A 20,322-nucleotide genomic window follows, 5' to 3' on the forward strand; every position below is an offset into this window, starting at 1 on the left:
ATCCTCTGGGGTGAGTCTGATGGTTTTGGCCCAATCCTATGGGGCCCGCACCACTCCCCGTGAAACGGTCGGGCCGGACGGCCCCCGGTCCGACCCCCACGGGTCACTGCACGACGTGTCCGGGGGCCGGGTCGAGCGCGGTCACGGGGGCGGTGTCGACCGCCCGCCGCCAGCCGTGCTCGCCGCGGGCGAGCAGCCAGGCGGTGGTCTCGGCGGGCGGCATGGCCGCGGAGACCAGCCAGCCCTGGACGGCGTCACAACCCAGGTCGCGCAGCCGCTCCCAGGTCTCGTCGTCCTCGACGCCCTCGGCGACGACGAGGAGGCCGAGGGAGTGGGCGAGGTCGACGGTGCAGCGGACGATCTCGGCGTCCTCGGTGTCGACGGCCAGCCGGGCGACGAAGGAGCGGTCGATCTTCAGTTCGCTGACCGGGAGCCGGCGCAGGTGGACGAGGGAGGAGTAGCCGGTGCCGAAGTCGTCCAGGGACATCTTGACGCCGTGGCCGGTGAGGCCGTTGAGGGTGTCGGCGGCGCGCTGGGGGTCCTCCAGGAGGACGTGTTCCGTTATCTCCAGCTGGAGGGAGCCGGCCGGGACGCCGTGCCGGGCGAGCCGGGCGGCGACGGCGCCGGCGAAGCCGGGGGTGTGGACGTCGCGCGGCGAGACGTTGACGGCGACGGGCACCTCCAGGCCCTGGGCGCGCCAGCGGGCGACCTGGGCGAGGGCGGTCTCCAGGACGTACTCGGTGAGGTGCGGCATCAGCCCGGAGGACTCGGCGATGGCGATGAACTCGTCCGGTGGAACCTTTCCGCGCTCGGGATGGACCCAGCGGACGAGGGCTTCCAGGCCGGCCACCTGGCCGTCGAAGCGGACCTTCGGCTGGTAGTGGAGCTCGACCTCGCCGGCGTCGAGCGCGCGGCGCAGGTCGCCGAGGAGGCCGAGGCGGTCGGGGGTGTTGGAGTCGCGCTTGGACTCGTACACCTCGACGCCGGTGCGGTCGCGCTTGGCCTGGTACATGGCGACGTCGGCGCGGCGCAGCAGGCCCTCGGCGTCGGCGGCGTGGTCGGGGTAGACGGCGACGCCGGCGCTGGCCTCCAGGACGAGGGTGAGCCCGTCGAGGTCGAGCGGGGAGGAGAGGGCGGCGACGAGGTGGCGGGCGACCCGCTGGGCGCTGGTGGTGGAGTCGGCGACGGGCAGCAGCACGGCGAACTCGTCGCCGCCGAGCCGGGCGGCCTCGGCGCCGCGCGGCAGGGCGAGGCGGAGCCGGTCGGCGATCTGGAGGAGGAGCCGGTCGCCGGCGAGGTGGCCGAGGGTGTCGTTGACCGAGCGGAAGCGGTCGAGGTCGATGAGGACGAGGGCGGCGCGGGCCTGCTCGCCCTCGGCGTCCTCCAGCGCGGTCCAGGTGCGCTCCAGCAGCCACTGGCGGTTGGGGAGGCCGGTGAGCGGGTCGCGGAGCTGTTCCTCGGCGCGGGCGCGGGCGATCCAGAGGGTGGAGTCGAGGGCGATCAGCGGGATCGCGAAGAGCGGCAGGAGGACGGGGAAGGCGTCGGCGACGACGCAGATCAGCGGGGCGATGCCGAGCAGGGCGACGGCGACGAGCCCCTGGCGGAGCAGGGCGGTGCGGGCGACGGTGGGCAGTCCGCGGCCGGGCGGCGCGAGCGTGTACCACAGCAGCAGGCGGGTCGCGAGGAGGTACGCACCGGCGGCGAGCACGATCTCCGGGGCGTCGGCGATCCCCCAGTCGAGCGGCTGCCAGGGGGCGTCGACGCTGGGGACGTCGCCGAAGACGGCGAGGACGAGCGCGGCGGCGCCGACGCCGAGGATGTCGGCGGCGCCGTGCAGCAGGCCCTGCCGCCAGCGGTGCCGGCGGGCGGCGCTGACGAGGACGACGACGGTGAGCGAGACGAGCCCGGCGGGCACCCAGCCGTACAGGAGGAGGACGGCGAGGGTGAGGGCGGCGCCGGAGCCGGTGCCGCCCCACCAGCGCTCGCGGCCGAGGGCGACCAGGTGGCCGACGATGAGGCCGGTGAGGAGGGCGAGGGACCAGCCGGCGACGCCGCCGGGGAAGAGCGGCTCCCCGGAGGTCAGGGCCCGCTGGAGCCCGGTGACGAGCACGGCGGCCGCCGTGCCCACCACGGCGGCGGGCAGGCCGGTGAAGCCCGCGGGGAGCACCCGGCCGCGCGTCCGTGGCACCGGGGCGGCACTCTCGGTCGGTTCCATTCCCGTCCCTCTCACAGGCGGCGGTGCCGTCGCTGTCCGATGGGCCGCGGGGCGGCCCGGGTGGCGTCCGGCCGCCCCGCCCTGCTCCGCCGGCTTCGGGGGCGGGGCGCAGGGCGCGGGGCCGTTCGTCCTGGCGCACGGCCGCGCAGAACCCTCGCGCGGCGGTGCGGGACGAGACGCACGGTCACCACACTAGGCCGCCGAGGGCGCCGAGGGGCAGCGCTCTCCCTCTCTTGCCCGAATGCGGCCTGGCCACCCGTAACGATCTGGTATGCGCCGAACGGGTGAGCTTCCGGGGTGCGGGGAGGGGCGGCCGGCGGTCACTCCTCGACCGGCTGTGCGGCCTCCCGGGCGGCCTCGGGACCCTGTTCGAGCAGGATCTTGAAGCCCTCCTCGTCCAGAACCGGAACCTTCAGCTGCATGGCCTTGTCGTACTTGGAGCCCGGGTTCTCCCCCACCACGACGAAGGAGGTCTTCTTCGAAACGGAACCGGTGACCTTGGCTCCGCGGCTCTGGAGCGATTCTTTTGCGCCATCCCGGGTGAAACCCTCCAGGGTGCCGGTCACGACGACCGTCAGACCCTCCAGCGGGCGCGGTCCCTCGTCCTCCCCGGCGCCCTCGTCCTCCAGGGTGATGCCGGCGGCGCGCCACTTCCGCACGATCTCGAGGTGCCACTCCTCGGCGAACCACTGCTTCACGGCGGCGGCGATGATCCCGCCGACGCCGTCGACGGCGGCCAGCTCCTCCTCGGTGGCCTGCTCGATGCGCTCCAGCGAGCGGAACTCGCGGGCCAGCGCCTCGGCGGCGACGGGGCCGACGTGGCGGATGGAGAGGCCGTTGATGAAGCGGGCGAGCGGGCGGGTCTTGGCGGCCTCGATGTTGGCCAGCATGGCGAGCGCGTTCTTCTTCGGCTCGCCCTTCTGGTTGGCGAAGACGGTGACGATCTTCTCCTCGCCGGTCTTCGGGTCCCGCTTGGGCAGTCCGCTGTCGGCGTCGAGGACGTACGCCTTGATCGGCAGCAGCTGCTCGATGGTGAGGTCGAAGAGGTCGCCCTCGTCGGCGAGCGGGGGCTCGGCCGGCTCCAGGGGCCGGGTGAGGGCGGCGGCGGCCACCGCGCCGAAGTTCTCGATGTCCAGGCACTGGCGGCCGGCGAGGAAGAAGAGCCGCTCGCGCAGCTGCGCCGGGCAGGTCCGGGCGTTCGGGCAGCGGAGGTCGATGTCGCCCTCCTTCATCGGCTTCAGCGCGGTGCCGCACTCGGGGCACTCGGCCGGCATCACGAACTCCCGCTCGGTGCCGTCCCGCAGGTCGACGACCGGGCCGAGGATCTCGGGGATGACGTCGCCGGCCTTGCGGAGCACCACGGTGTCGCCGATGAGGACGCCCTTGGCCTTCACGACCTCCTGGTTGTGGAGGGTGGCGAACTCGACCTCGGAGCCGGCGACGGTGACCGGCTCGACCTGGGCGTACGGGGTGACGCGGCCGGTGCGGCCGACGCCGACCTTGATGTCGACGAGCTTGGTGTTGACCTCCTCCGGCGCGTACTTCCAGGCGATGGCCCAGCGCGGGGCGCGCGCGGTGGAGCCGAGCCGGCCCTGGAGGGGGATCTCGTCGAGCTTGACGACGACGCCGTCGATCTCGTGGGCGACGGAGTGCCGGTTCTCGCCGTAGTACGCGATGAACTCGCGCACCTCGGGGAGGGTGGCGACCACCTTGTTGTGCGTGGCGGTGGGCAGGCCCCACTCGCGCAGCAGCTCGTACGCCTCCGAGAGGCGGGTGATCTCGAAGCCCTCGCGGGCGCCGATGCCGTGGACCACCATGTGGAGCGGGCGGGTGGCGGTGACCTTGGGGTCCTTCTGGCGCAGTGAGCCGGCGGCGGCGTTGCGCGGGTTGGCGAAGGGCTTGTCGCCGGCCTCCACCAGGCGGGCGTTGAGCGCCTCGAACGCCTCCATGGGGAAGTAGACCTCGCCCCGGATCTCGACGAGCTCCGGGATCCGGTCGCCCTGGAGGCGCTCGGGGATGTCGGCGATCGTCCGCACGTTGGGCGTGATGTCCTCGCCGGTGCGGCCGTCGCCGCGGGTGGCGGCGCGGGTGAGCCGGCCGTGCTCGTAGGTGAGGTTGACGGCGAGGCCGTCGACCTTGAGCTCGCACAGGAAGTGGAAGTCGGGGGTGCCGACGTCCCGGGCGACGCGCTCGGCCCAGGTGGCCAGCTCCTCGTCGTCGAAGGCGTTGTCCAGCGAGAGCATGCGCTCGCGGTGCTCGACGGCGGTGAAGTCGGTCTCGTACTGCCCCGCCACCTTCTGGGTGGGCGAGTCGGGCGTGCGCAGCTCCGGGTGCTCCTCCTCCAGCGCCTCCAGGGCGCGCAGGAGCCGGTCGAACTCCGCGTCGCTGACGACCGGCTGGTCCTTCACGTAGTACCGGAAGCGGTGCTCCTCGACCTGCTCGGCCAGGTCGGCGTGCTTCTCGCGCGCCTCGGCGGGCACGCCCGCCCCTCCGTCGGGCAGGGCCCCCTGTTCGACTGCCACCTTCGTCCGTCCTCCCGTGCCTTCAGAACCCGGTCACTCTGGGTTGTCCGCGAGCGATCTCGCCGCCCGGGCGCAGTGGGCGAGCGCCGCCCGGGCGTACGCGGGCGAGGCGCCCGCGAGCCCGCAGGTGGGGGTGACGACCACGGACTCGGCGAGAGTCCCCGGATTCAGCCCCAGCCTGCGCCACAGCGTCCTGACACCCATGACGCTACCGCCCGGGTCGGACAATGCCGTGTCGGTGGACGGCACCACACCGGCGAAGAGCTTCGTGCCGGCCTCCACGGCCTCGCCGATGGGCTCCTCGTCACGTTCGGTGAGCAGCCCGAAGTCGAACGAGACGCCGGCGGCTCCGGCGCGGCGGAGCAGCGCGAAGGGGACGCCGGGGGCGCAGGAGTGGACGGTGACGGGCCCGTCGTGGGCGGCGATCACGTCCCGCAGGGCGGACTCGACGACCTGCCGGTCGACGGCGCGGTGGGTGCGGTAGCCGCTGGCGGTGCGGATCCGCCCGAGGAGGACGGCGGTGAGCGAGGGCTCGTCGAGCTGGAGCACGATCCGGGCGCCGGGGACGCGCTTGGCGACGTCGGCGAGGTGTTCGCGCAGGCCCTCGGCGAGGGAGGCGGCGAGGTCGCGGCAGGCGCCGGGGTCGGCCAGGGCGGCCTCTCCGCCGCGGAGTTCGAGGGCGGCGGCGAGGGTCCACGGGCCGACGGCCTGGACCTTGAGCGGGCCCTCGTACCCCTGGGTGAACTCCTCCAGGGCGTCGAGGTCCTCGCCGAGCCAGGAGCGGGCGCGGCGGGTGTCGCGGCCGGGCCGGTCGCTGATCCGCCAGCCGCTGGGCTCCACGTGCGCGTACAGGTCGACGAGCAGCCCGAGGGTGCGGCCGATCATGTCGGCGCCGGGGCCGCGGGCGGGGAGTTCGGCGAGGAAGGGGAAGTCCTCGAAGGACCCGGTGACGGTCTTGGCGGCCTCGCGGGCGTCGCCTCCGGGCAGGGAGCCGACGCCGGTGGCGGGGCCCCACAGCTGGGTGTCGCTCATGTGCCTGCCCTACCGTCCCGGACGGACCGTCAGGTCGTTGACCTCGGCGTCGCGCGGCAGGTCGAGGGCCATCACGACGGTGGTCGCCACCGACTCGGGGTCGATCCACTTCGCGGGGTCGTACTCCTTGCCCTCCTGCTGGTGCACCTTGGCCTGCATGGGGCTGGCGGTGCGGCCGGGGTAGACGGAGGTGACCCGGACGCCGTGGGCGTGCTCCTCGTGGCGCAGGGAGTCGGCGAGGGCCTTCAGGCCGTGCTTGGAGGCCGCGTACGCGCTCCACTCGGCGTGCGCGTGGAGCCCGGCGCCGGAGTTCACGAAGACGACGTGCCCCTGGGTGAGGCGGAGCTGCGGCAGGAAGTGCCGGGTCAGCTCGGCGGGGGCGACGAGGTTGACGTTCAGCTGGTGGTGCCAGGACTTGGGGGTCAGCTCGCCCACCGTGCCGAGGTCGACGACGCCGGCGATGTGCAGCAGCGAGTCGACCCGGTCGGGCAGGCTCTGGTGCGAGAACGCCCAGGAGAGCCGGTCCGGGTCCGCCAGGTCGCCGACGAGCGTGCGGGCGCCGGGGAACTCGGCCGCCAGCTCCTTCGCACGCGCCGCGTCGCGCGCGTGCAGCACGAGTTCGTCCCCGCGCGCGTGCAGCCGGCGCGCGACGGCGGCGCCGATGCCGGAGCCGGCCCCGGTGATCACATGAGTAGCCATGGTCACCATGCTCCCATCAGCGGGCGGCGATCTCGCTCTCCAGGTACGCCAGTGCCGTCGCCCCGTCCTCGGCGAAGAAGGCCAGCTCGGCGAGGGGGCGGGGCAGGAAGCCCTCGTCCTCCATGCGCCGGAACTGGGCCTTGAGGCCGTCGTAGAAGCCGGCGGTGTTGAGGACGACGACGGGCTTGGTGTGCTTGCCGTGCTTCTTCAGCTCCAGGATCTCGGTGGCCTCGTCGAGGGTGCCCGTGCCGCCGACCATCACGACGATGGCGTCGGACTTGGCGAGGAGGAGCGCCTTCCGCTCGGCCAGGTCCCGGGTGACGGTCATCTCGTCGGCGTTCGTGCGGGCCTTGGCGGCGAGGAAGTCGACGGAGACGCCGACGAGCCGGCCGCCGGCCGCCTGGACGCCGTCCGCGACGACCTTCATCAGACCGGTGTCGGAGCCGCCCCAGACGAGGGTGTGGCCGGCCTTGCCGAGGAGGCCGGCGAACTCGCGGGCGGGAGCGGTGTAGCGCTCGTCGAGGTCGGCGGCGGAGAGGAAGACGCAGATGTTCATGCCGCCACGGTATGCCGTGACCTGCGGGTTCCGAGATTCTTCGGGAAATCCCGGGCGGGGGCGATGAGTTCCGGTGGGTCCGCCGGTCTGCCCTGCCATGGACGAGGTGAGGACGGTCGTCTCGCGGGACGGGACGACCATCGCGTACGAGCGGTACGGGACGGGGGCCGCGGGCGGGCCCGCGGTGGTGCTGGTGAGCGGGGCGGGTGAGGTGCCGCTCGCCCGGCTGCTGGCCCGGAGCTTCCCCGTGTTCCTGTACGACCGGGGGGTGCGGGGCGACGCCGGGCCGGTCGAGCGGGAGGTCGAGGACCTGGCGGCGGTCCTGGAGGCCGCGGGCCCCGGTGCGGCGGTGCACGGCAGCGGGCAGGGCGGCGCGCTGGCGCTGGCGGCCGCGGCGGCCGGGCTGCCGGTGGGGGCGGTGTCGGTCTTCGAGCCGCCGTACGACGACACGCTCGGGCCCCTGCCGGAGGTCCACGCGCGCGTGCTGGTGGTCGACGGGGGCGCGAGCCCGGCGCCGGTGCGGCGCGCGGCCCGGGAGCTGTCGGCGCGGCTGCCGCGGGCCCGGCACCGGACGCTGACCGGCCAGACCCACGAGGTGGCGCCGCATGTGCTGGCGCCGGTGCTCGCGGAGTTCGTGGCGGAGGCGTCCGACGGGCTGTGAGCGGGCCGCCCCGCTACGCGGGCGCGGCGGCCGTGCGGCGGACCGTCGTCGCGATCGTCGCCGAGCCGACCACGCGGGTGTCGTCGTAGAGGACGATCGCCTGGCCGGGGGCGACGCCGCGGACGGGCTCGTCGAAGGTGACGCGGAGCTCGCCGTCCTCCATCGCCGCGCTCACGGGCGTCTCGCCGCCGTGGGCGCGGAGCTGGGCGGTGTAGCGGCCGGGGCCTTCGGGGGCGGTGCCGCACCAGCGGGGCTTGATCGCGGTGAGGGCGGTGACGTCGAGGGACTCGGCGGGGCCGACGGTGACCGTGTTGTTCACGGGCGAGATGTCGAGGACGTAGCGGGGCTTGCCGTCGGCGGCCGGGTGGCCGATGCGGAGGCCCTTGCGCTGGCCGATGGTGAAGCCGTACGCGCCCTCGTGGGTGCCGAGCCTGGTGCCGGACTCGTCGACGATGTCGCCCTCCGCCTTGCCCAGGCGGGCGGCGAGGAAGCCCTGGGTGTCGCCGTCGGCGATGAAGCAGATGTCGTGGCTGTCGGGCTTCTTGGCGACGGCGAGGCCGCGCCGCTCGGCCTCGGCCCGGATCTCGTCCTTGGTGGTGAGGGTGTCGCCGAGCGGGAACATGGCGTGGGCGAGCTGCTGCTCGTCGAGGACGCCGAGCACGTACGACTGGTCCTTGGCCATGTCGGAGGCGCGGTGCAGCTCGCGGGTGCCGTCCTCGTTCAGGACCACGGTGGCGTAGTGGCCGGTGCAGACCGCGTCGAAGCCGAGGGCGAGCGCCTTGTCGAGCAGGGCCGCGAACTTGATCTTCTCGTTGCAGCGCAGGCACGGGTTGGGCGTGCGGCCGGCCTCGTACTCCGCGACGAAGTCGTCGACGACGTCGGCGCGGAAGCGCTCGGCGAGGTCCCAGACGTAGAAGGGGATGCCGATGACGTCGGCGGCCCGGCGCGCGTCCCGGGAGTCCTCGATGGTGCAGCAGCCGCGGGCTCCGGTGCGGAAGGACTGCGGGTTCGCGGAGAGCGCGAGGTGCACGCCGGTGACGTCGTGGCCGGCCTCGACGGCTCGGGCGGCGGCGACGGCGGAGTCCACCCCGCCGGACATGGCGGCGAGGACGCGAAGAGGGCGCGGAGTCTCAGTCATAGCCCTACCAGGGTACGGGGCCGCGGGAACCGCGCGGCCGGGACCGGCGTTCTGGGGAGCATGGGGAGCGAGAACGGCAGGAAGCGGGGGGTCGGCCGGCGCGCCGTGCTGCTCGGCGGCGGCGCGGCCGTGGTGGGCACGGCGGTGCTGGCGCGCGAGGAGCTGGCGCGGGCCTGGTGGCGGCTGCCGGGCATGGAGAAGCCGCGGACGGACGGGGAGCTGGACCACAAGGCGGCCGAGTGGACGGCGGCGCACCAGGCGAACTGGCGGCGGGCGGACCGCCCGGAGGACTACCGGATCGACCGGGTGGTGATCCATGTGGTGCAGGGCTCGTACGCGACGGCGCTGAAGGTGTTCCGGAATCCGCTGCACGGGGCGGCCACCCACTACGTGGTCCGCAAGGACGGGCATGTGGCGCAGATGATCCGGGAGCTCGACGTGGCCTTCCACGCCGGGAACCGGGACATGAACGAGCGGAGCGTCGGCATCGAGCACGAGGGCTTCGTGGACCGGCCGGGGGACTTCACGGCGGAGATGTACGCGGGGTCGGCGCGGCTGGCGGCGGACATCTGCCGGCGGCACGGGATACCGGTGGACCGGGAGCACATCATCGGGCACGTGGAGGTCGAGGGCACCGACCACACCGATCCCGGCCCGCACTGGGACTGGGACCGGTATCTGACCCTCGTGAAGAAGGAGCTGACGAAGCCGCCGGCGCCTGCCTAGCCGAGACCGGGGCTCCCGGCCCCGCCTAGCTGAGGCCGGCGGTCCTGGCGCGCTCGACCGCCGGGCCGATGGCGTCGGCGACGGCCCGGACGTCGTCCTCGGTGGAGGTGTGGCCGAGGGAGAAGCGGAGGGTGCCGCGGGCCAGCTCGGGGTCGGTGCCGGTGGCGAGGAGGACGTGGCTGGGCTGGGCGATGCCGGCGGTGCAGGCGGAGCCGGTGGAGCAGGCGATGCCGGCGGCGTCGAGGAGGAGGAGCAGGGAGTCGCCCTCGCAGCCGGGGAAGGTGAAGTGGGCGTTGGCGGGGAGCCGGTCGACCGGGTCGCCGCCGAGGATCGCGTCGGGCACGGCCGTGCGGACGGCGGTGACGAGGGTGTCGCGCAGGGCGCCGATCTCGCGGGCGAAGCCCTCCTGCCCTTCCGTGGCGAGGCGGGCGGCGGTGGCGAAGGCGGCGACGGCGGGGACGTCGAGGGTGCCGGAGCGGACGTGCCGCTCCTGGCCGCCGCCGTGCAGCACGGGGACGGGGGTGTGCTCGCGGCCGAGCAGCAGGGCGCCGATGCCGTAGGGGCCGCCGATCTTGTGGCCGGAGACGGTCATGGCGGCGAGCCCGGAGGCGCCGAAGTCGACGGGGAGCTGGCCGACCGCCTGGACGGCGTCGGCGTGCAGCGGGACGCCGAACTCGGCGGCGACGTCGGCGAGGGCGCGGACCGGCATGACGGTGCCGATCTCGTTGTTGGCCCACATGACGGTGGCGAGGGCGACGGACTCCGGGTCACGGGCGATCGCCTCGCGCAGCGCGTCGGGGTGGACCCGGCCGTGGGCGTCGACGGGGAGGTACTCCACCTCGGCGCCCTCGTGGCCGGCGAGCCAGTCGACGGCGTCGAGGACGGCGTGGTGCTCGACGGGGCTGGCGAGGACGCGGGTGCGACGGGGGTCGGCGTCCCGGCGGGACCAGTAGAGGCCCTTCACCGCGAGGTTGTCGGCCTCGGTGCCGCCGGAGGTGAGGACGACCTCGCTGGGGCGGGCGCCGAGCGCGGCGGCGAGGGTCTCGCGGCCCTCCTCGACGGTCCGCCGGGCGCGCCGCCCGGCGGCGTGCAGGGAGGAGGCGTTGCCCGTGACGGCGAGGTGGGCGGTCATCGCCTCGATCGCCTCGGGGAGCATGGGCGTGGTCGCGGCGTGGTCGAGGTAAGCCATGGTGGGTCGATTCTACGAGCCCCGGAACGGCGCTCCCCTCCGCACCGGGGTCGTACGGCCGCGTACCGGCTCAGTCGCGCGGGGCGCGGGCGAGCTGGCGGGACTGGGCGACGAGCCGGCCGGCGCTGTCCCAGACCTCGGCGTCCTCCTCCAGGAAGCCGCCGGCGAGGTTGCGGGTGGTGATGGAGACCCGCAGCGGGCCTGGGGCGGGGCGGCAGCGGACGTGGGTGGTGAGCTCCACGGTCGGCGTCCAGCCCTTGAGGCCCAGCTCGAAGGAGGTCGGCGGCAGGGCGTCGACGGCGAGGAGCAGGGAGAGCGCGTCGGGCTCGCGGCCGTCGGCGAGGCCGAACCAGGCGCGCATCTCGCCCTTGCCGGAGGGGGCGCCGAGCGCCCAGCCGACGCACGCGGGGTCGAGGCGGAGGTCGAGCCGGTCGGTGATGGCCGAGGAGCCGGGGATCGGCGGGGCCGGGTTGTCGGCGGCGCTGAAGCACTGCTCGATCGGGGCGAGGGCGGGCGGGACGGCGCTGGTGCGGACGTCGTCCGGGAGGGCGTCGAGGTCGCCGTACGAGGCGAGGACGCGGATCCGCTCGACCTCGGTGCCGTCCTCGGCGTACTGGTAGAGCGAGGCGGTGCCGGTGGAGAGGGTCCGGCCGGTGCGGACGGTCTCGGTCCGGATGACGGCGGGGCCCGGCACCGACGGCGTGAGGTAGTGCGCCGAGATGGTGAAGGGGTCGGGGTGCGGGAGGTGGTCGCCGAGGGCGCGGCCGAGCAGGGCGAGGAGGTAGCCGCCGTTGACGGCGTGGATGATCGTCCAGCCGGCCGAGAGCTCGGCGTCGTAGACCCCGGGCTCCCGGAGGGTGACGGCGGTGTCCCGGTCGAACTCGCTGCGCGCCTCGGTCCGCGGGGCCGGGCTCGTCTCGGTACTCGTGCTCATGCCCCGAAGGTACAACAGGAGATTACTGAGCGGTAGCTTTTTCGGGCTCCTCGCGGGCGGACGACCGGCGGTTCCAGGCGCGCGGCGCCCGCCAGTGGTAGCGCATGGCGAGCAGCCGCAGGAGGAAGGCGGTGAGCACCGCGGTGCCGCTGGTGTACGCGTTCAGCACGTCGAAGCGGATGCAGAGGACGACCATGGTGGCGCCGACGATCGCGGGGACGGCGTACAGGTCCCGGTCCCAGCGGAGCAGCGACGGCACCTCGTTGGCGAGGACGTCGCGCAGCACACCGCCGCCGACGGCGGTGGCGAGGCCGAGCGCGGCGGAGGAGGTGAGGCCGAGCCCGTAGTCGTACGCCTTCGTCGTCCCGGTCACGCAGAAGAGGCCGAGGCCGGCCGCGTCGAACACGTTCACCATCGTCTGGGTGCGCTCCACCTCGGGGTGGAGGAAGAAGACCAGGGCCGTGGCGACCAGCGGCATGAGGAAGTAGCCGAGGTCGGTGAAGGCGGCCGGGGGTACGGCTCCGATGATGAGGTCGCGGAGGAGACCGCCGCCGAGCGCGGTGACCTCGGCGAGCACGGCCATGCCGAAGACGTCGAAGTTCTTCCGGACGCCGAGGAGGGCGCCGGAGATGGCGAAGACGAAGATCCCGACGAGGTCGAGCGTGTGTTGGACCGACGGGCTGAACAGATCGTGGAGCACCGGCCAATTGTGCCGTGTGTTCGGAAAGGGCCCGCCCGCCACACGGCGGACGGGCCCTTTCCGGCAGCCCTACTTGCCCTCGGCCTTCCCGGGACCGTCCCCGGCCTCGGAAGCCGCGTCGGTCTCGGGAGCCGTCTCGCCCTCGGCGGCCTCCGGCTCCGGGGCCGTCCCGGACTCGGCGGCCTCCGCCGCGGGCGCCTCAGCCTCGGGCGCCGTCTCCGGCTCCGGCGCCGTCTCCGACTTCGGGGCCTTCTGCGACGCGGGCGCCTCGGTCTCCGCCTCGGTCTCCGCCGCCGTCTCCGCTTCCGGCGCCGTCGCCTGGGTCGGGACCGTCGCCGGGGCGGGGTCGCCCGCCGGGAGGAGGGCGCCCGAGCGGATCTCCTGGGTGAAGTGGCAGGCCACCTTGTGGCCGTCGCCCGCGTCCGTGAGCTCCGGCCGCTCCTCCGCGCACCGGGGCTGCGCCCAGGGGCAGCGGGTGTGGAAGCGGCAGCCCGCCGGCGGGTTCGCCGGGGAGGGCAGGTCGCCGCGGAGGAGGATCCGCTCGCGCCGCTCCTCGACCTCCGGGTCGGGCACCGGCACGGCGGACATGAGCGCCCGGGTGTACGGGTGCAGCGGCTCCTCGTACAGCGTGTCGCTCGTCGCCTCCTCCACCAGCGCGCCGAGGTACATCACGCCGATGACGTCCGAGATGTGCCGGACGACGGCGAGGTCGTGGGCGATGACCAGGTAGGTCAGGCCCATCGACTCCTGGAGCTCCTCCAGCAGGTTGATGACCTGCGCCTGGATGGAGACGTCCAGCGCCGAGACCGGCTCGTCGCAGATGATGAGGTCCGGCTCCAGGACCAGCGCGCGGGCGATGCCGATGCGCTGGCGCTGGCCGCCGGAGAACTCGTGCGGGTAGCGGGAGAGCGCGTTGGCGGGCAGGCCCACCTTGGCGAGGATCTCCCGGATCCGCTCCCGCCGCTCGTCCTGGTTCGCGCCGATCCCGTGCGCGGCCATGCCCTCGCTGAGGATCGACTCGATGTTCTGGCGCGGGTTCAGGCTGCCCAGCGGGTCCTGGAAGACCATCTGGAGGCGGCGGCGGAAGGAGCGCAGCTCCTTCTCCGGCAGCTTGGCCACGTCGGTGCCGTCGAGGACGACGGAGCCGTCGGTGACGTCCACGAGCCGCAGCACGGCCCGCCCGAGCGTGGTCTTGCCGCAGCCGGACTCGCCGACCAGGCCGTACGTCTGGCCCGCCTCGACCTTGAGCGAGATGCCGTCCACGGCGTAGACGTGGCCGACCGTGCGGTCGAAGAGGATGCCCTTCTTGACGGGGAAGTGGACCTTCACGCCGTCGAGTTCGAGCAGGCTCATGCCGGTACCTCCGTCGTGGCGAGGACCGGGTTCGCGCAGCGGGCGCGGTGGCCGGCCGCGCGCGGTTCGGTCAGTTCGGGCGTGCCGGTGAGGCACTCCATCTCGTACCGGTCGCAGCGCGGGGCGAAGGCGCAGCCGTCGGCCCAGGCGATCTGGTCGTTGATGGACCCGCGGATCGGGTGGAGCGGCTCGCCGCGCGGGGCGTCGAGCCGGGGGATGGAGCCGAGCAGGCCGTGGGTGTACGGGTGCGTCGGGTGGGCGAACAGCTCGCGCCGGGCGGCCGATTCGACGACCTTGCCCGCGTAGAGGACGTTCACCTGGTCGCAGAGGCCGGCGACGACACCCAGGTCGTGGGTGATCATCAGCAGGGCGGTGCCCTCCTGGTCGACCAGTTCCTTGAGGAGTTCGAGGATCTGGGCCTGGATGGTGACGTCGAGCGCGGTGGTCGGCTCGTCGGCGATGAGCAGGCGGGGGGCGCAGGCCACCGCCATGGCGATGAGCGCGCGCTGCCGCATGCCGCCGGAGAGCTGGTGCGGGAACTCCTTGAGGCGCCGGGTCGGGTCGGGGATGCCGACCCGGTCGAGCAGGTGGGCGGCCTCCTTGCGGGCGGCCTCGCCCTTCAGCCCGCGGTGGCGCTGGAGGATCTCGGTGACCTGGACCCCGATGGGGACGACCGGGTTCAGCGAGGACAGCGGGTCCTGGAAGATCATCGCCATGTCGCGTCCGCGCAGGTCGCGCATCTTCGACGGGGAGAGCGACAGCAGGTCCGTGCCGTCGAGGTCGGCCCGGCCGCCGAGGGTGACGCCCTTGGCGGGCAGCAGCCCCATGAGGGCGAGCGAGGTCACGGACTTGCCGCAGCCCGACTCGCCGACGAGGCCGACGACCTGGCCCTGGTCGACGCCGAACGAGACGCCGTTGACCGCCCGGACGTCCTTGCGGCCGCGGCCGCCGAAGGTGACGGTGAGTTCGTCCACGGTGAGCAGTGCCATGTCAGCCTCGCAGCTTCGGGTCGAGGGCTTCGCGCATGGCCTCGCCGAGCAGGGTGAAGCCGAGGGCGGTGATGACGATGCCGACCGCCGGGTACATGGACATCATCGGCTCGTTGTCGAAGAAGCGCTGGGCCGCGGAGAGCATGACGCCCCACTCCGGCACCGCGGGGTCGGGGTTGCCGAGTCCGAGGTAGGAGAGGGCCGCGGCCTCGATGATGGCGGTGGCGAGGCTGAGCGTCGCCTGGACGATCACCGGGCTCAGCGAGTTCGGCAGGATCTGGGTGAAGACGATCCGGCGCTTGCGGATGCCGAGCGAGCGGGCCGCGAGGACGTAGTCGCTGCCGCCCTGGGCGAGCATCGAGCCGCGCAGGAGGCGGGTGAAGACCGGGATCTGCACCACGCCGACGGCGATCATCACGGTGGTGAGCGACTGGCCCAGCACGGCGGCGACGGAGACGGCGAGGAGCAGCGAGGGCAGCGCCAGCAGGATGTCGGTGACGCGCATGATCGCGTCGTCGATCCGCCGGCCGGCCTTCCCGCCGAGGGTGGCCGCGGCGCCCGAGACGACGCCGACGAGGGCGCCGATCAGCAGGCCGATGAGCATGGAGACGACGCCGACGAGCAGCGTCTGGCGGGCGCCGACGAGCATCCGGGAGAACAGGTCCCGGCCGAGGTGGTCCAGGCCGAACCAGTTCTCGGCGCGGGCGCCGACGAACTCGCCGCGGTTGGAGAAGACCTCGCCGCGCCAGGTCTGTTCGGCGGGGCCGTACGGGGCGATCCAGGGGCCGATGATCGCGAGCACGACGAAGCCGGCGATGATCGCGCCGCCGATGAGCGCCATCTTGCTGCCGCGCAGCCGGCGCATCGCCTCGCGCCACAGGCTGGCGCCGCTGGCGGTCTCGGTCTTCGCCGTGAGCTGGGCGAGCCGGTCGATCTTGGAGGCAGTGTTGGTCAGACTCATCAGTGCACCCGCACCCTCGGGTCGATGACGCTGTACGCGAGGTCGACGAGCATGTTGATCACCACGTAGATCATGGCGATGAACATGATGAAGCCGACGAGCACCGGGTAGTCGCGGGCGTCGATGGCGGTCCGGATGAAGGAGCCGATGCCACCGAAGGTGAAGACGGACTCGGTGAGCACCGCGCCGGAGAGCAGGCTGCCGGTGAGCAGGCCGATGGCGGTGACGACGGGGAGCAGCGCGTTGCGCAGCACGTGGCGGACGCGGACGACCCGGCGCTCCAGGCCCTTGGACTCGGCGGTGCGGATGTAGTCCTCGCCGAGCACCTCCAGGACGCTGGCGCGGGTCATGCGGACGATGACCGCGAGCGGGATGGTGGCCAGGGCGATGCCGGGCAGCACCAGGTGCATGAGGGCGTCCCAGGCGGCGTCGAACTCGCCGGTCAGCACGCCGTCGAGGACGGCGAAGCCGGTGACGCTGGTGGCGTCGATGCCGGTGGACTGGCGGCCGAAGGTGCCGAAGATGTCGCCGAAGGCGCCCTTGAGCAGCTGCGCCAGGAAGAAGACCGGGATGCAGATGCCGACCAGGGAGCCGGAGACGGAGGCGACGTCGATCCAGCCGCCGCGCTTGCGGGCGGCGAGGTAGCCGAGCGGGATGCCCACGACGGTGGCGATGAGCATGGCCGCGAGGCTGAGTTCGACCGTGGCGGGGAAGCGCAGCACGAACTCGTCCCAGACGGGCTGTCCGGTCTGCACCGAGGTGCCCAGGTCGAGGTCGAGGAGGCGCTTGAGGAAGCGTCCGTACTGGACGTAGATCGGCTGGTCGAGGCCCAGCGCGCGGTTGATGCGCGCCACGTCGGCTTCGGTCGCCCGCTCGCCCAGGATCGCTGAGGCGGGTCCGCCGGGCAGTCGGTTCAGCCAGATGAAGAGCAGAACCGACAGGCCGAGCAGGGTGGGTATGAGCTGGAGAAGTCGTCGTACGACGAGTCGCAACACCCCGCGTGCCCCTTTCTTGCGTATGGAGGGTGGATGCGCGGACGCCCGGTCACGGGAGGAACGCGTGACCGGGCGGACCGCTTACGGGTGTGTTACTTGAAGGAGACCTCGGCGAAGTTCTCCTGCGTCAGCGGGGAGACCTTCGGCGGGACGACGTTCTTGCCGAACGCGATGGCCGGCGGGGAGGAGGTCAGCGGGAGACCCGGCAGGAACTCCATGATCGCCTCGTTGGCGGCCTTGTAGAGGTCCGTGCGCTTGGTCGGGTCGCCCTGGAGCGAGCCGGCCTTCACCGCGTTGAAGACCTTGTCGTTCTTGAAGCCCCACTGCTTGTCGTACCCGGCGAACCAGGTGCCGATGAAGTTGTAGCCGTCGTTGAAGTCACCGGTCCAGCCGAGCATGTGGAGGGGGCAGCCGCCCTTCTCCACCGCGTCGACGTAGTCCGGGTTCCACTTCTTCGGCTTGGGGTTGACCTTGATGCCGGCCTTCTCCAGGTCGGCCTTGACCAGCTCGAAGATGTCCTGCGGGGCAGGCATGTACGGGCGGGTGACCTCGGTCGGGTAGCAGAAGTCGATCGACAGGCCGCTCGCGCCGGCGCCGGCGAGGAGCGACTTGGCCTTGGCGGTGTCGAACGGGTACTTCTTCACGTTCTCCGAGAAGCCGGCGACCGTGTCGGGCATGAACTGGGTCGCGACCTTGCCGCCCTCGGGCAGCTGGGTCTTGACGATGTTCTCGCGGTCGACGGCGTGCGCGATGGCCTGGCGGACCTCGGGCTTCTTCAGCGCCGGGTTGGCCTCCTGCGTCATACCGAGGTAGAGCAGGTTGAAGACGTCACGGGTCGGGACCTGGAAGCCGGCGCCCTCGAGGGTCTTGATGTCGGCGGGCGCGACCAGGTCGTAGCCGTCGATGTCACCGGCCTGGAGCGCCTGGCGGCGGCCCTCCTCGGTGTCGATCGTGCGGAAGACCAGGTTCTTGACCTTGGCCTTCTCGCCCCAGTAGTCGTCGAAGCGCTCCAGGGCGACTTCCTTGTTGCCCTTGTTCCACTTCGTGATCTTGTACGGGCCGGTGCCGGCGACCGTGCCGGCCTCCTGGCTGTACTTGGGGTAGGTGATGGCGTCGCCGGCCTCGGTGACCTGCTGCTTCGCGTACTCCTGGAGCGCCTTCGGCGAGTGGATCGCGAGGGCCTGGAGGGAGAAGCCGCCGGGCAGGTTGGCGGAGGGCTCGAAGACCTCGATGACGGCGGTGGCGTCGTCCTTGACCGTGCAGGACTTGTAGTTCGCCTTCGGCGTCTCCTTGTCCTCGTTGGCCTTGAAGCCGCCCATGATGGTCTGCCAGTAGTACGAGACCGCGCTCGACTGGTAGGTGCCCTTCCAGTTGAACCAGTAGTCGTAGTTGGCGCAGACCGCCTTCGCGTCGAAGGTCTCGCCGTCGTGGAACTTCACGCCCTTGCGGAGGTTGAAGGTCCAGACGGTGCCCTCGGGGTTGCTCGACCACTTCTCGGCGAGCCCGCCGATGAGCTTGCTGCCACCGGACTCGTGCTCCAGGAGCGCCTCGAACGCCTGACGGGTGACCCGGAAGGTCTCGCCGTCGCTGGCGAGGGCCGGGTCGAGGGAGGCCGGGTCGCCCGGGGCGCCGAACACGAAGGTGTCCTTGGCTCCGGACTTGTTCTCGTCCTTGTCCCGGTCGCTCGCGCAGCCCGTGGCGATGAGGCCGACCGTGATGGCCGCCGTCAGAGCCCGGGTCGACCGGGAATTGAGTATGCGCATGGGTCCACCCCTGGGTCGCCATGTGTGGTCTTGACCGGCCGAACGCTACTGGCGAGTGACGGCGCAGAGAACAGTCCGCATAGCGGTGATACCAACCTGAGACCCGGACACTCACCAAATCGGGCGGTTGCCGGACATCGGCGGCCGGAGCGGCTGCAAGTGGACGCAAAACCCCGCCCTGGCAAGGCATTTCGGCCAGGGCGGGGTCACGGGCACGAAGGGCGCGTCAGCGGTGCTGCGCCGGCGGGTAGCCGTATCCCGGACTCTGGGATCCCGCATGCTGGGACGGGGCGCCGTGCGCCTCGCGGTCGTAGAAGGGCCTCGCGTGGGCCTTCAGCCAGAGCGCGACCGGGTCGTACGCGTCGGAGAGCGCGACCGTCGAGACGGGCAGCCCCTCGGGCACGGCGTTGATCGACTGGCGCATCATCGCCCGCACCTCGTCCACGGTCGCCGCCGAACCGTCGTACAGGTCGAGGCCGATGACCAGGTAGGGGGTGCCGAGCGCGGGCTGCACCCAGCCGCGGCGGAGCGAGCGGACGGCCGGGGTCCGGTGCGCGTTCTGGGTCAGCTGGGCGTAGAAGTGCGGGATCTCCAGGCCGGGTTCGGAGACCCGGAGCGGTCCGGCGGGCATCCGGTCGAGGCCGGTGGCGATCCGGCGCAGATCGGCCCACGGGATGCCGACGCCGCCGCCGGGCGCGTGCGGGTTGAGCCAGACGCCCCAGCGCTCGGGGTAGAGGGCACGGGCGATCTCGCGGCCGGTGACGCGCTCGTGGGCGCGGTGCCAGCCGGAGGCGGCGAGTTCGCCGGCCGAGGTGACGCAGGGCGCGTAACCGAAGCCGTCGACCTCCATGTTGCCGTACTGGGCCTCCGGCGAGCCCGGGCTGCCCTGCCAGAGCAGCATGTACAGCTCGCCGTCGGCCAGGGCGTGCAGCAGCCCCTCGTACGCGTCGTAGCGTCCGGGCGCCACCTGGCGCAGCATGTGCTCGACCTGTCCGGTCGTGGCGCCCCCTGACGCGCTCACCCTGGGTCCCGCCCCTCTGTCCTCTGTGTCGTACGGCTCGGTTCGGTGGATCGGTCTCGGTCGGCCCAGCTTAGACAGGGCCGGGGGTCATCCGGTGGCGCGCTGGTAGAAGGGGCGCACCCGTTCCAGCATCCAGTCGCCGACCGGGTCGGCGGCCATGTCGAGCAGGATGAGGTTGACCGGCCAGGCGACCTCGACGCGACCGAGGGCGCGGCCGAGGGCGTCCAGCGGGGCGTTGCGGTCGACGCCGTCCCAGCCGGTGAGCTGGACGCCGACGAAGAGGGCCGGTTCGGTGCCCTCGACGCTGGCGAGGGTGCGGCGCGCGGTGGCGACGACGCCGGTGGCGTCGAACTCGGCGGCGGCCGCGGCGAGGAAGTCGACCGGGTCGTCCTGCCAGTCGGGCTCGAAGAGCCGGACCCGGCCGCCGGAGGCGGGCCCGTCGAGGGCGGTGCGGCCGACCCGGCAGAGCTCGGCGACGGCGGGCGGGGGCAGCGGGACGCCGACGACGCCGCCGGGGTTGACGGCGATGCCGAGCTGCGGGGGCAGACCGCGGGCGAAGTCACGGGCGGGGGCGACGGTGAAGGACATGTGGTCGCCGACGCAGGCGAGGAACTGCTCCTGCGAGCTGTAGACGGGGACGTAGGCGGCGCCGCCGATCTCCATCGTGGCGAGGTCCAGGCTGGGGCTGTCGGGGCCGCCGCCGTTGGGCAGCGGGACCCAGACCTGGCTGCGGCCGAGCACCTCGATGAGCCGGCCTCCGGCCGCGGGCTCCCCGAGCGCGGCGGCCAGCGCCTCCTCCAGCTCGTTGCCCGGCCACATCACGTCCACGGTGGTTCCGTCCCCTTCTCGCACGGCCCTGGTCCCGGCC

18 protein-coding genes are annotated in these 20,322 nt (G+C 73.0%); 2 read left to right on the plus strand and 16 right to left on the minus strand.

The window, feature by feature from the left end:
- Positions 1-103: 103 nt before the first annotated feature.
- The 5 genes from IF73_RS0121135 to IF73_RS0121155 all read right to left on the minus strand — a co-directional run bounded on the left by IF73_RS0121135 (position 104) and on the right by IF73_RS0121155 (position 7,024).
- Positions 104-2,215 (minus strand): putative bifunctional diguanylate cyclase/phosphodiesterase, encoded by a 2,112-nt coding sequence (locus IF73_RS0121135; protein WP_031010363.1) that lies wholly within the window; start codon positions 2,213-2,215, stop codon positions 104-106.
- A gap of 320 nt (positions 2,216-2,535) precedes the next feature.
- Positions 2,536-4,737, minus strand: coding sequence for an NAD-dependent DNA ligase LigA (gene ligA, locus IF73_RS0121140; RefSeq protein ID WP_051717097.1), 2,202 nt, complete (start codon positions 4,735-4,737; stop codon positions 2,536-2,538).
- Positions 4,738-4,770: 33 nt separating this feature from the next.
- Positions 4,771-5,769 (minus strand): methionine synthase, encoded by a 999-nt coding sequence (locus IF73_RS0121145; protein WP_031010366.1) that lies wholly within the window; start codon positions 5,767-5,769, stop codon positions 4,771-4,773.
- A 9-nt stretch (positions 5,770-5,778) separates the two neighbouring features.
- A complete protein-coding gene (locus IF73_RS0121150) occupies positions 5,779-6,477 on the minus strand; it encodes an SDR family oxidoreductase (protein WP_031010367.1) in 699 nt (232 codons plus the stop codon).
- A gap of 7 nt (positions 6,478-6,484) precedes the next feature.
- Positions 6,485-7,024: a TIGR00730 family Rossman fold protein gene (locus tag IF73_RS0121155; protein WP_031010369.1), complete on the minus strand. Its 540-nt coding sequence runs from the start codon at positions 7,022-7,024 to the stop codon at positions 6,485-6,487.
- 97 nt (positions 7,025-7,121) lie between these two features.
- Between IF73_RS0121155 and IF73_RS0121160 the strand changes: the two genes are divergently transcribed.
- Positions 7,122-7,685: an alpha/beta fold hydrolase gene (locus IF73_RS0121160; RefSeq protein ID WP_031010370.1), complete on the plus strand. Its 564-nt coding sequence runs from the start codon at positions 7,122-7,124 to the stop codon at positions 7,683-7,685.
- A gap of 13 nt (positions 7,686-7,698) precedes the next feature.
- Here IF73_RS0121160 and mnmA read toward each other — a convergent pair whose 3' ends face one another.
- The gene (gene mnmA, locus IF73_RS0121165; RefSeq protein WP_031010372.1) at positions 7,699-8,823 is read right to left on the minus strand and encodes a tRNA 2-thiouridine(34) synthase MnmA; all 1,125 of its coding nucleotides are present in this window, start codon (positions 8,821-8,823) and stop codon (positions 7,699-7,701) included.
- A 60-nt stretch (positions 8,824-8,883) separates the two neighbouring features.
- Here mnmA and IF73_RS0121170 point away from each other — a divergent pair, with 60 nt between their 5' ends.
- Positions 8,884-9,549 (plus strand): N-acetylmuramoyl-L-alanine amidase, encoded by a 666-nt coding sequence (locus IF73_RS0121170; protein WP_037879920.1) that lies wholly within the window; start codon positions 8,884-8,886, stop codon positions 9,547-9,549.
- Positions 9,550-9,574: 25 nt separating this feature from the next.
- Here the strand turns inward: IF73_RS0121170 and IF73_RS0121175 are convergent, their stop codons facing one another.
- The 10 genes from IF73_RS0121175 to IF73_RS0121220 all read right to left on the minus strand — a co-directional run bounded on the left by IF73_RS0121175 (position 9,575) and on the right by IF73_RS0121220 (position 20,273).
- A complete protein-coding gene (locus IF73_RS0121175; RefSeq protein WP_031010376.1) occupies positions 9,575-10,738 on the minus strand; it encodes a cysteine desulfurase family protein in 1,164 nt (387 codons plus the stop codon).
- A gap of 70 nt (positions 10,739-10,808) precedes the next feature.
- The gene (locus tag IF73_RS0121180; protein WP_031010378.1) at positions 10,809-11,672 is read right to left on the minus strand and encodes a thioesterase family protein; all 864 of its coding nucleotides are present in this window, start codon (positions 11,670-11,672) and stop codon (positions 10,809-10,811) included.
- 22 nt (positions 11,673-11,694) lie between these two features.
- A complete protein-coding gene (locus tag IF73_RS0121185) occupies positions 11,695-12,372 on the minus strand; it encodes a trimeric intracellular cation channel family protein (protein ID WP_031010380.1) in 678 nt (225 codons plus the stop codon).
- A gap of 69 nt (positions 12,373-12,441) precedes the next feature.
- A complete protein-coding gene (locus tag IF73_RS0121190; RefSeq protein WP_031010383.1) occupies positions 12,442-13,725 on the minus strand; it encodes an ABC transporter ATP-binding protein in 1,284 nt (427 codons plus the stop codon).
- Positions 13,722-14,714, minus strand: a complete 993-nt coding sequence (locus tag IF73_RS0121195; protein ID WP_031010386.1) for an ABC transporter ATP-binding protein — start codon at positions 14,712-14,714, stop codon at positions 13,722-13,724. The genes IF73_RS0121190 and IF73_RS0121195 overlap by 4 nt, the downstream gene beginning before the upstream one ends.
- A gap of 1 nt (position 14,715) precedes the next feature.
- Positions 14,716-15,675 (minus strand): ABC transporter permease, encoded by a 960-nt coding sequence (locus IF73_RS0121200; protein ID WP_031010388.1) that lies wholly within the window; start codon positions 15,673-15,675, stop codon positions 14,716-14,718.
- Complete coding sequence (locus tag IF73_RS0121205; RefSeq protein ID WP_031010390.1) at positions 15,675-16,670, minus strand: ABC transporter permease; 996 nt, start codon at positions 16,668-16,670, stop codon at positions 15,675-15,677. Before IF73_RS0121205 ends, IF73_RS0121200 begins: the two co-directional genes overlap by 1 nt.
- Positions 16,671-16,762: 92 nt before the next feature.
- Entirely contained in the window at positions 16,763-18,433 is a 1,671-nt protein-coding gene (locus IF73_RS0121210) for an ABC transporter substrate-binding protein (protein ID WP_031010392.1), read from the minus strand.
- A 226-nt stretch (positions 18,434-18,659) separates the two neighbouring features.
- Positions 18,660-19,454 carry an enhanced serine sensitivity protein SseB C-terminal domain-containing protein gene (locus IF73_RS0121215; protein ID WP_031010394.1) on the minus strand — a complete coding sequence of 265 codons (795 nt, stop codon included), beginning with the start codon at positions 19,452-19,454 and terminating at the stop codon, positions 18,660-18,662.
- 87 nt (positions 19,455-19,541) lie between these two features.
- The gene (locus tag IF73_RS0121220) at positions 19,542-20,273 is read right to left on the minus strand and encodes an enhanced serine sensitivity protein SseB (protein ID WP_051717099.1); all 732 of its coding nucleotides are present in this window, start codon (positions 20,271-20,273) and stop codon (positions 19,542-19,544) included.
- Between the last annotated feature and the right edge of the window lie 49 nt (positions 20,274-20,322).

The organism is Streptomyces sp. NRRL F-5727, assembly GCF_000719555.1.
GTDB lineage: Bacteria > Actinomycetota > Actinomycetes > Streptomycetales > Streptomycetaceae > Streptomyces.

Excerpts from the sequence above, each read along its gene's own strand:
- IF73_RS0121160 (WP_031010370.1), top strand. The coding sequence starts at position 7,122 with ATGGACGAGGTGAGGACGGTCGTCTCGCGGGACGGGACGACCATCGCG.
- IF73_RS0121155 (WP_031010369.1), bottom strand. The coding sequence starts at position 7,024 with ATGAACATCTGCGTCTTCCTCTCCGCCGCCGACCTCGACGAGCGCTAC.
- IF73_RS0121180 (WP_031010378.1), bottom strand. The coding sequence starts at position 11,672 with ATGAGCACGAGTACCGAGACGAGCCCGGCCCCGCGGACCGAGGCGCGC.
- IF73_RS0121195 (WP_031010386.1), bottom strand. The coding sequence starts at position 14,714 with ATGGCACTGCTCACCGTGGACGAACTCACCGTCACCTTCGGCGGCCGC.
- IF73_RS0121170 (WP_037879920.1), top strand. The coding sequence starts at position 8,884 with ATGGGGAGCGAGAACGGCAGGAAGCGGGGGGTCGGCCGGCGCGCCGTG.
- IF73_RS0121145 (WP_031010366.1), bottom strand. The coding sequence starts at position 5,769 with ATGAGCGACACCCAGCTGTGGGGCCCCGCCACCGGCGTCGGCTCCCTG.
- IF73_RS0121190 (WP_031010383.1), bottom strand. The coding sequence starts at position 13,725 with ATGAGCCTGCTCGAACTCGACGGCGTGAAGGTCCACTTCCCCGTCAAG.
- IF73_RS0121200 (WP_031010388.1), bottom strand. The coding sequence starts at position 15,675 with ATGAGTCTGACCAACACTGCCTCCAAGATCGACCGGCTCGCCCAGCTC.
- IF73_RS0121220 (WP_051717099.1), bottom strand. The coding sequence starts at position 20,273 with ATGTGGCCGGGCAACGAGCTGGAGGAGGCGCTGGCCGCCGCGCTCGGG.
- IF73_RS0121135 (WP_031010363.1), bottom strand. The coding sequence starts at position 2,215 with ATGGAACCGACCGAGAGTGCCGCCCCGGTGCCACGGACGCGCGGCCGG.
- IF73_RS0121175 (WP_031010376.1), bottom strand. The coding sequence starts at position 10,738 with ATGGCTTACCTCGACCACGCCGCGACCACGCCCATGCTCCCCGAGGCG.
- IF73_RS0121150 (WP_031010367.1), bottom strand. The coding sequence starts at position 6,477 with ATGGTGACCATGGCTACTCATGTGATCACCGGGGCCGGCTCCGGCATC.
- mnmA (WP_031010372.1), bottom strand. The coding sequence starts at position 8,823 with ATGACTGAGACTCCGCGCCCTCTTCGCGTCCTCGCCGCCATGTCCGGC.
- IF73_RS0121210 (WP_031010392.1), bottom strand. The coding sequence starts at position 18,433 with ATGCGCATACTCAATTCCCGGTCGACCCGGGCTCTGACGGCGGCCATC.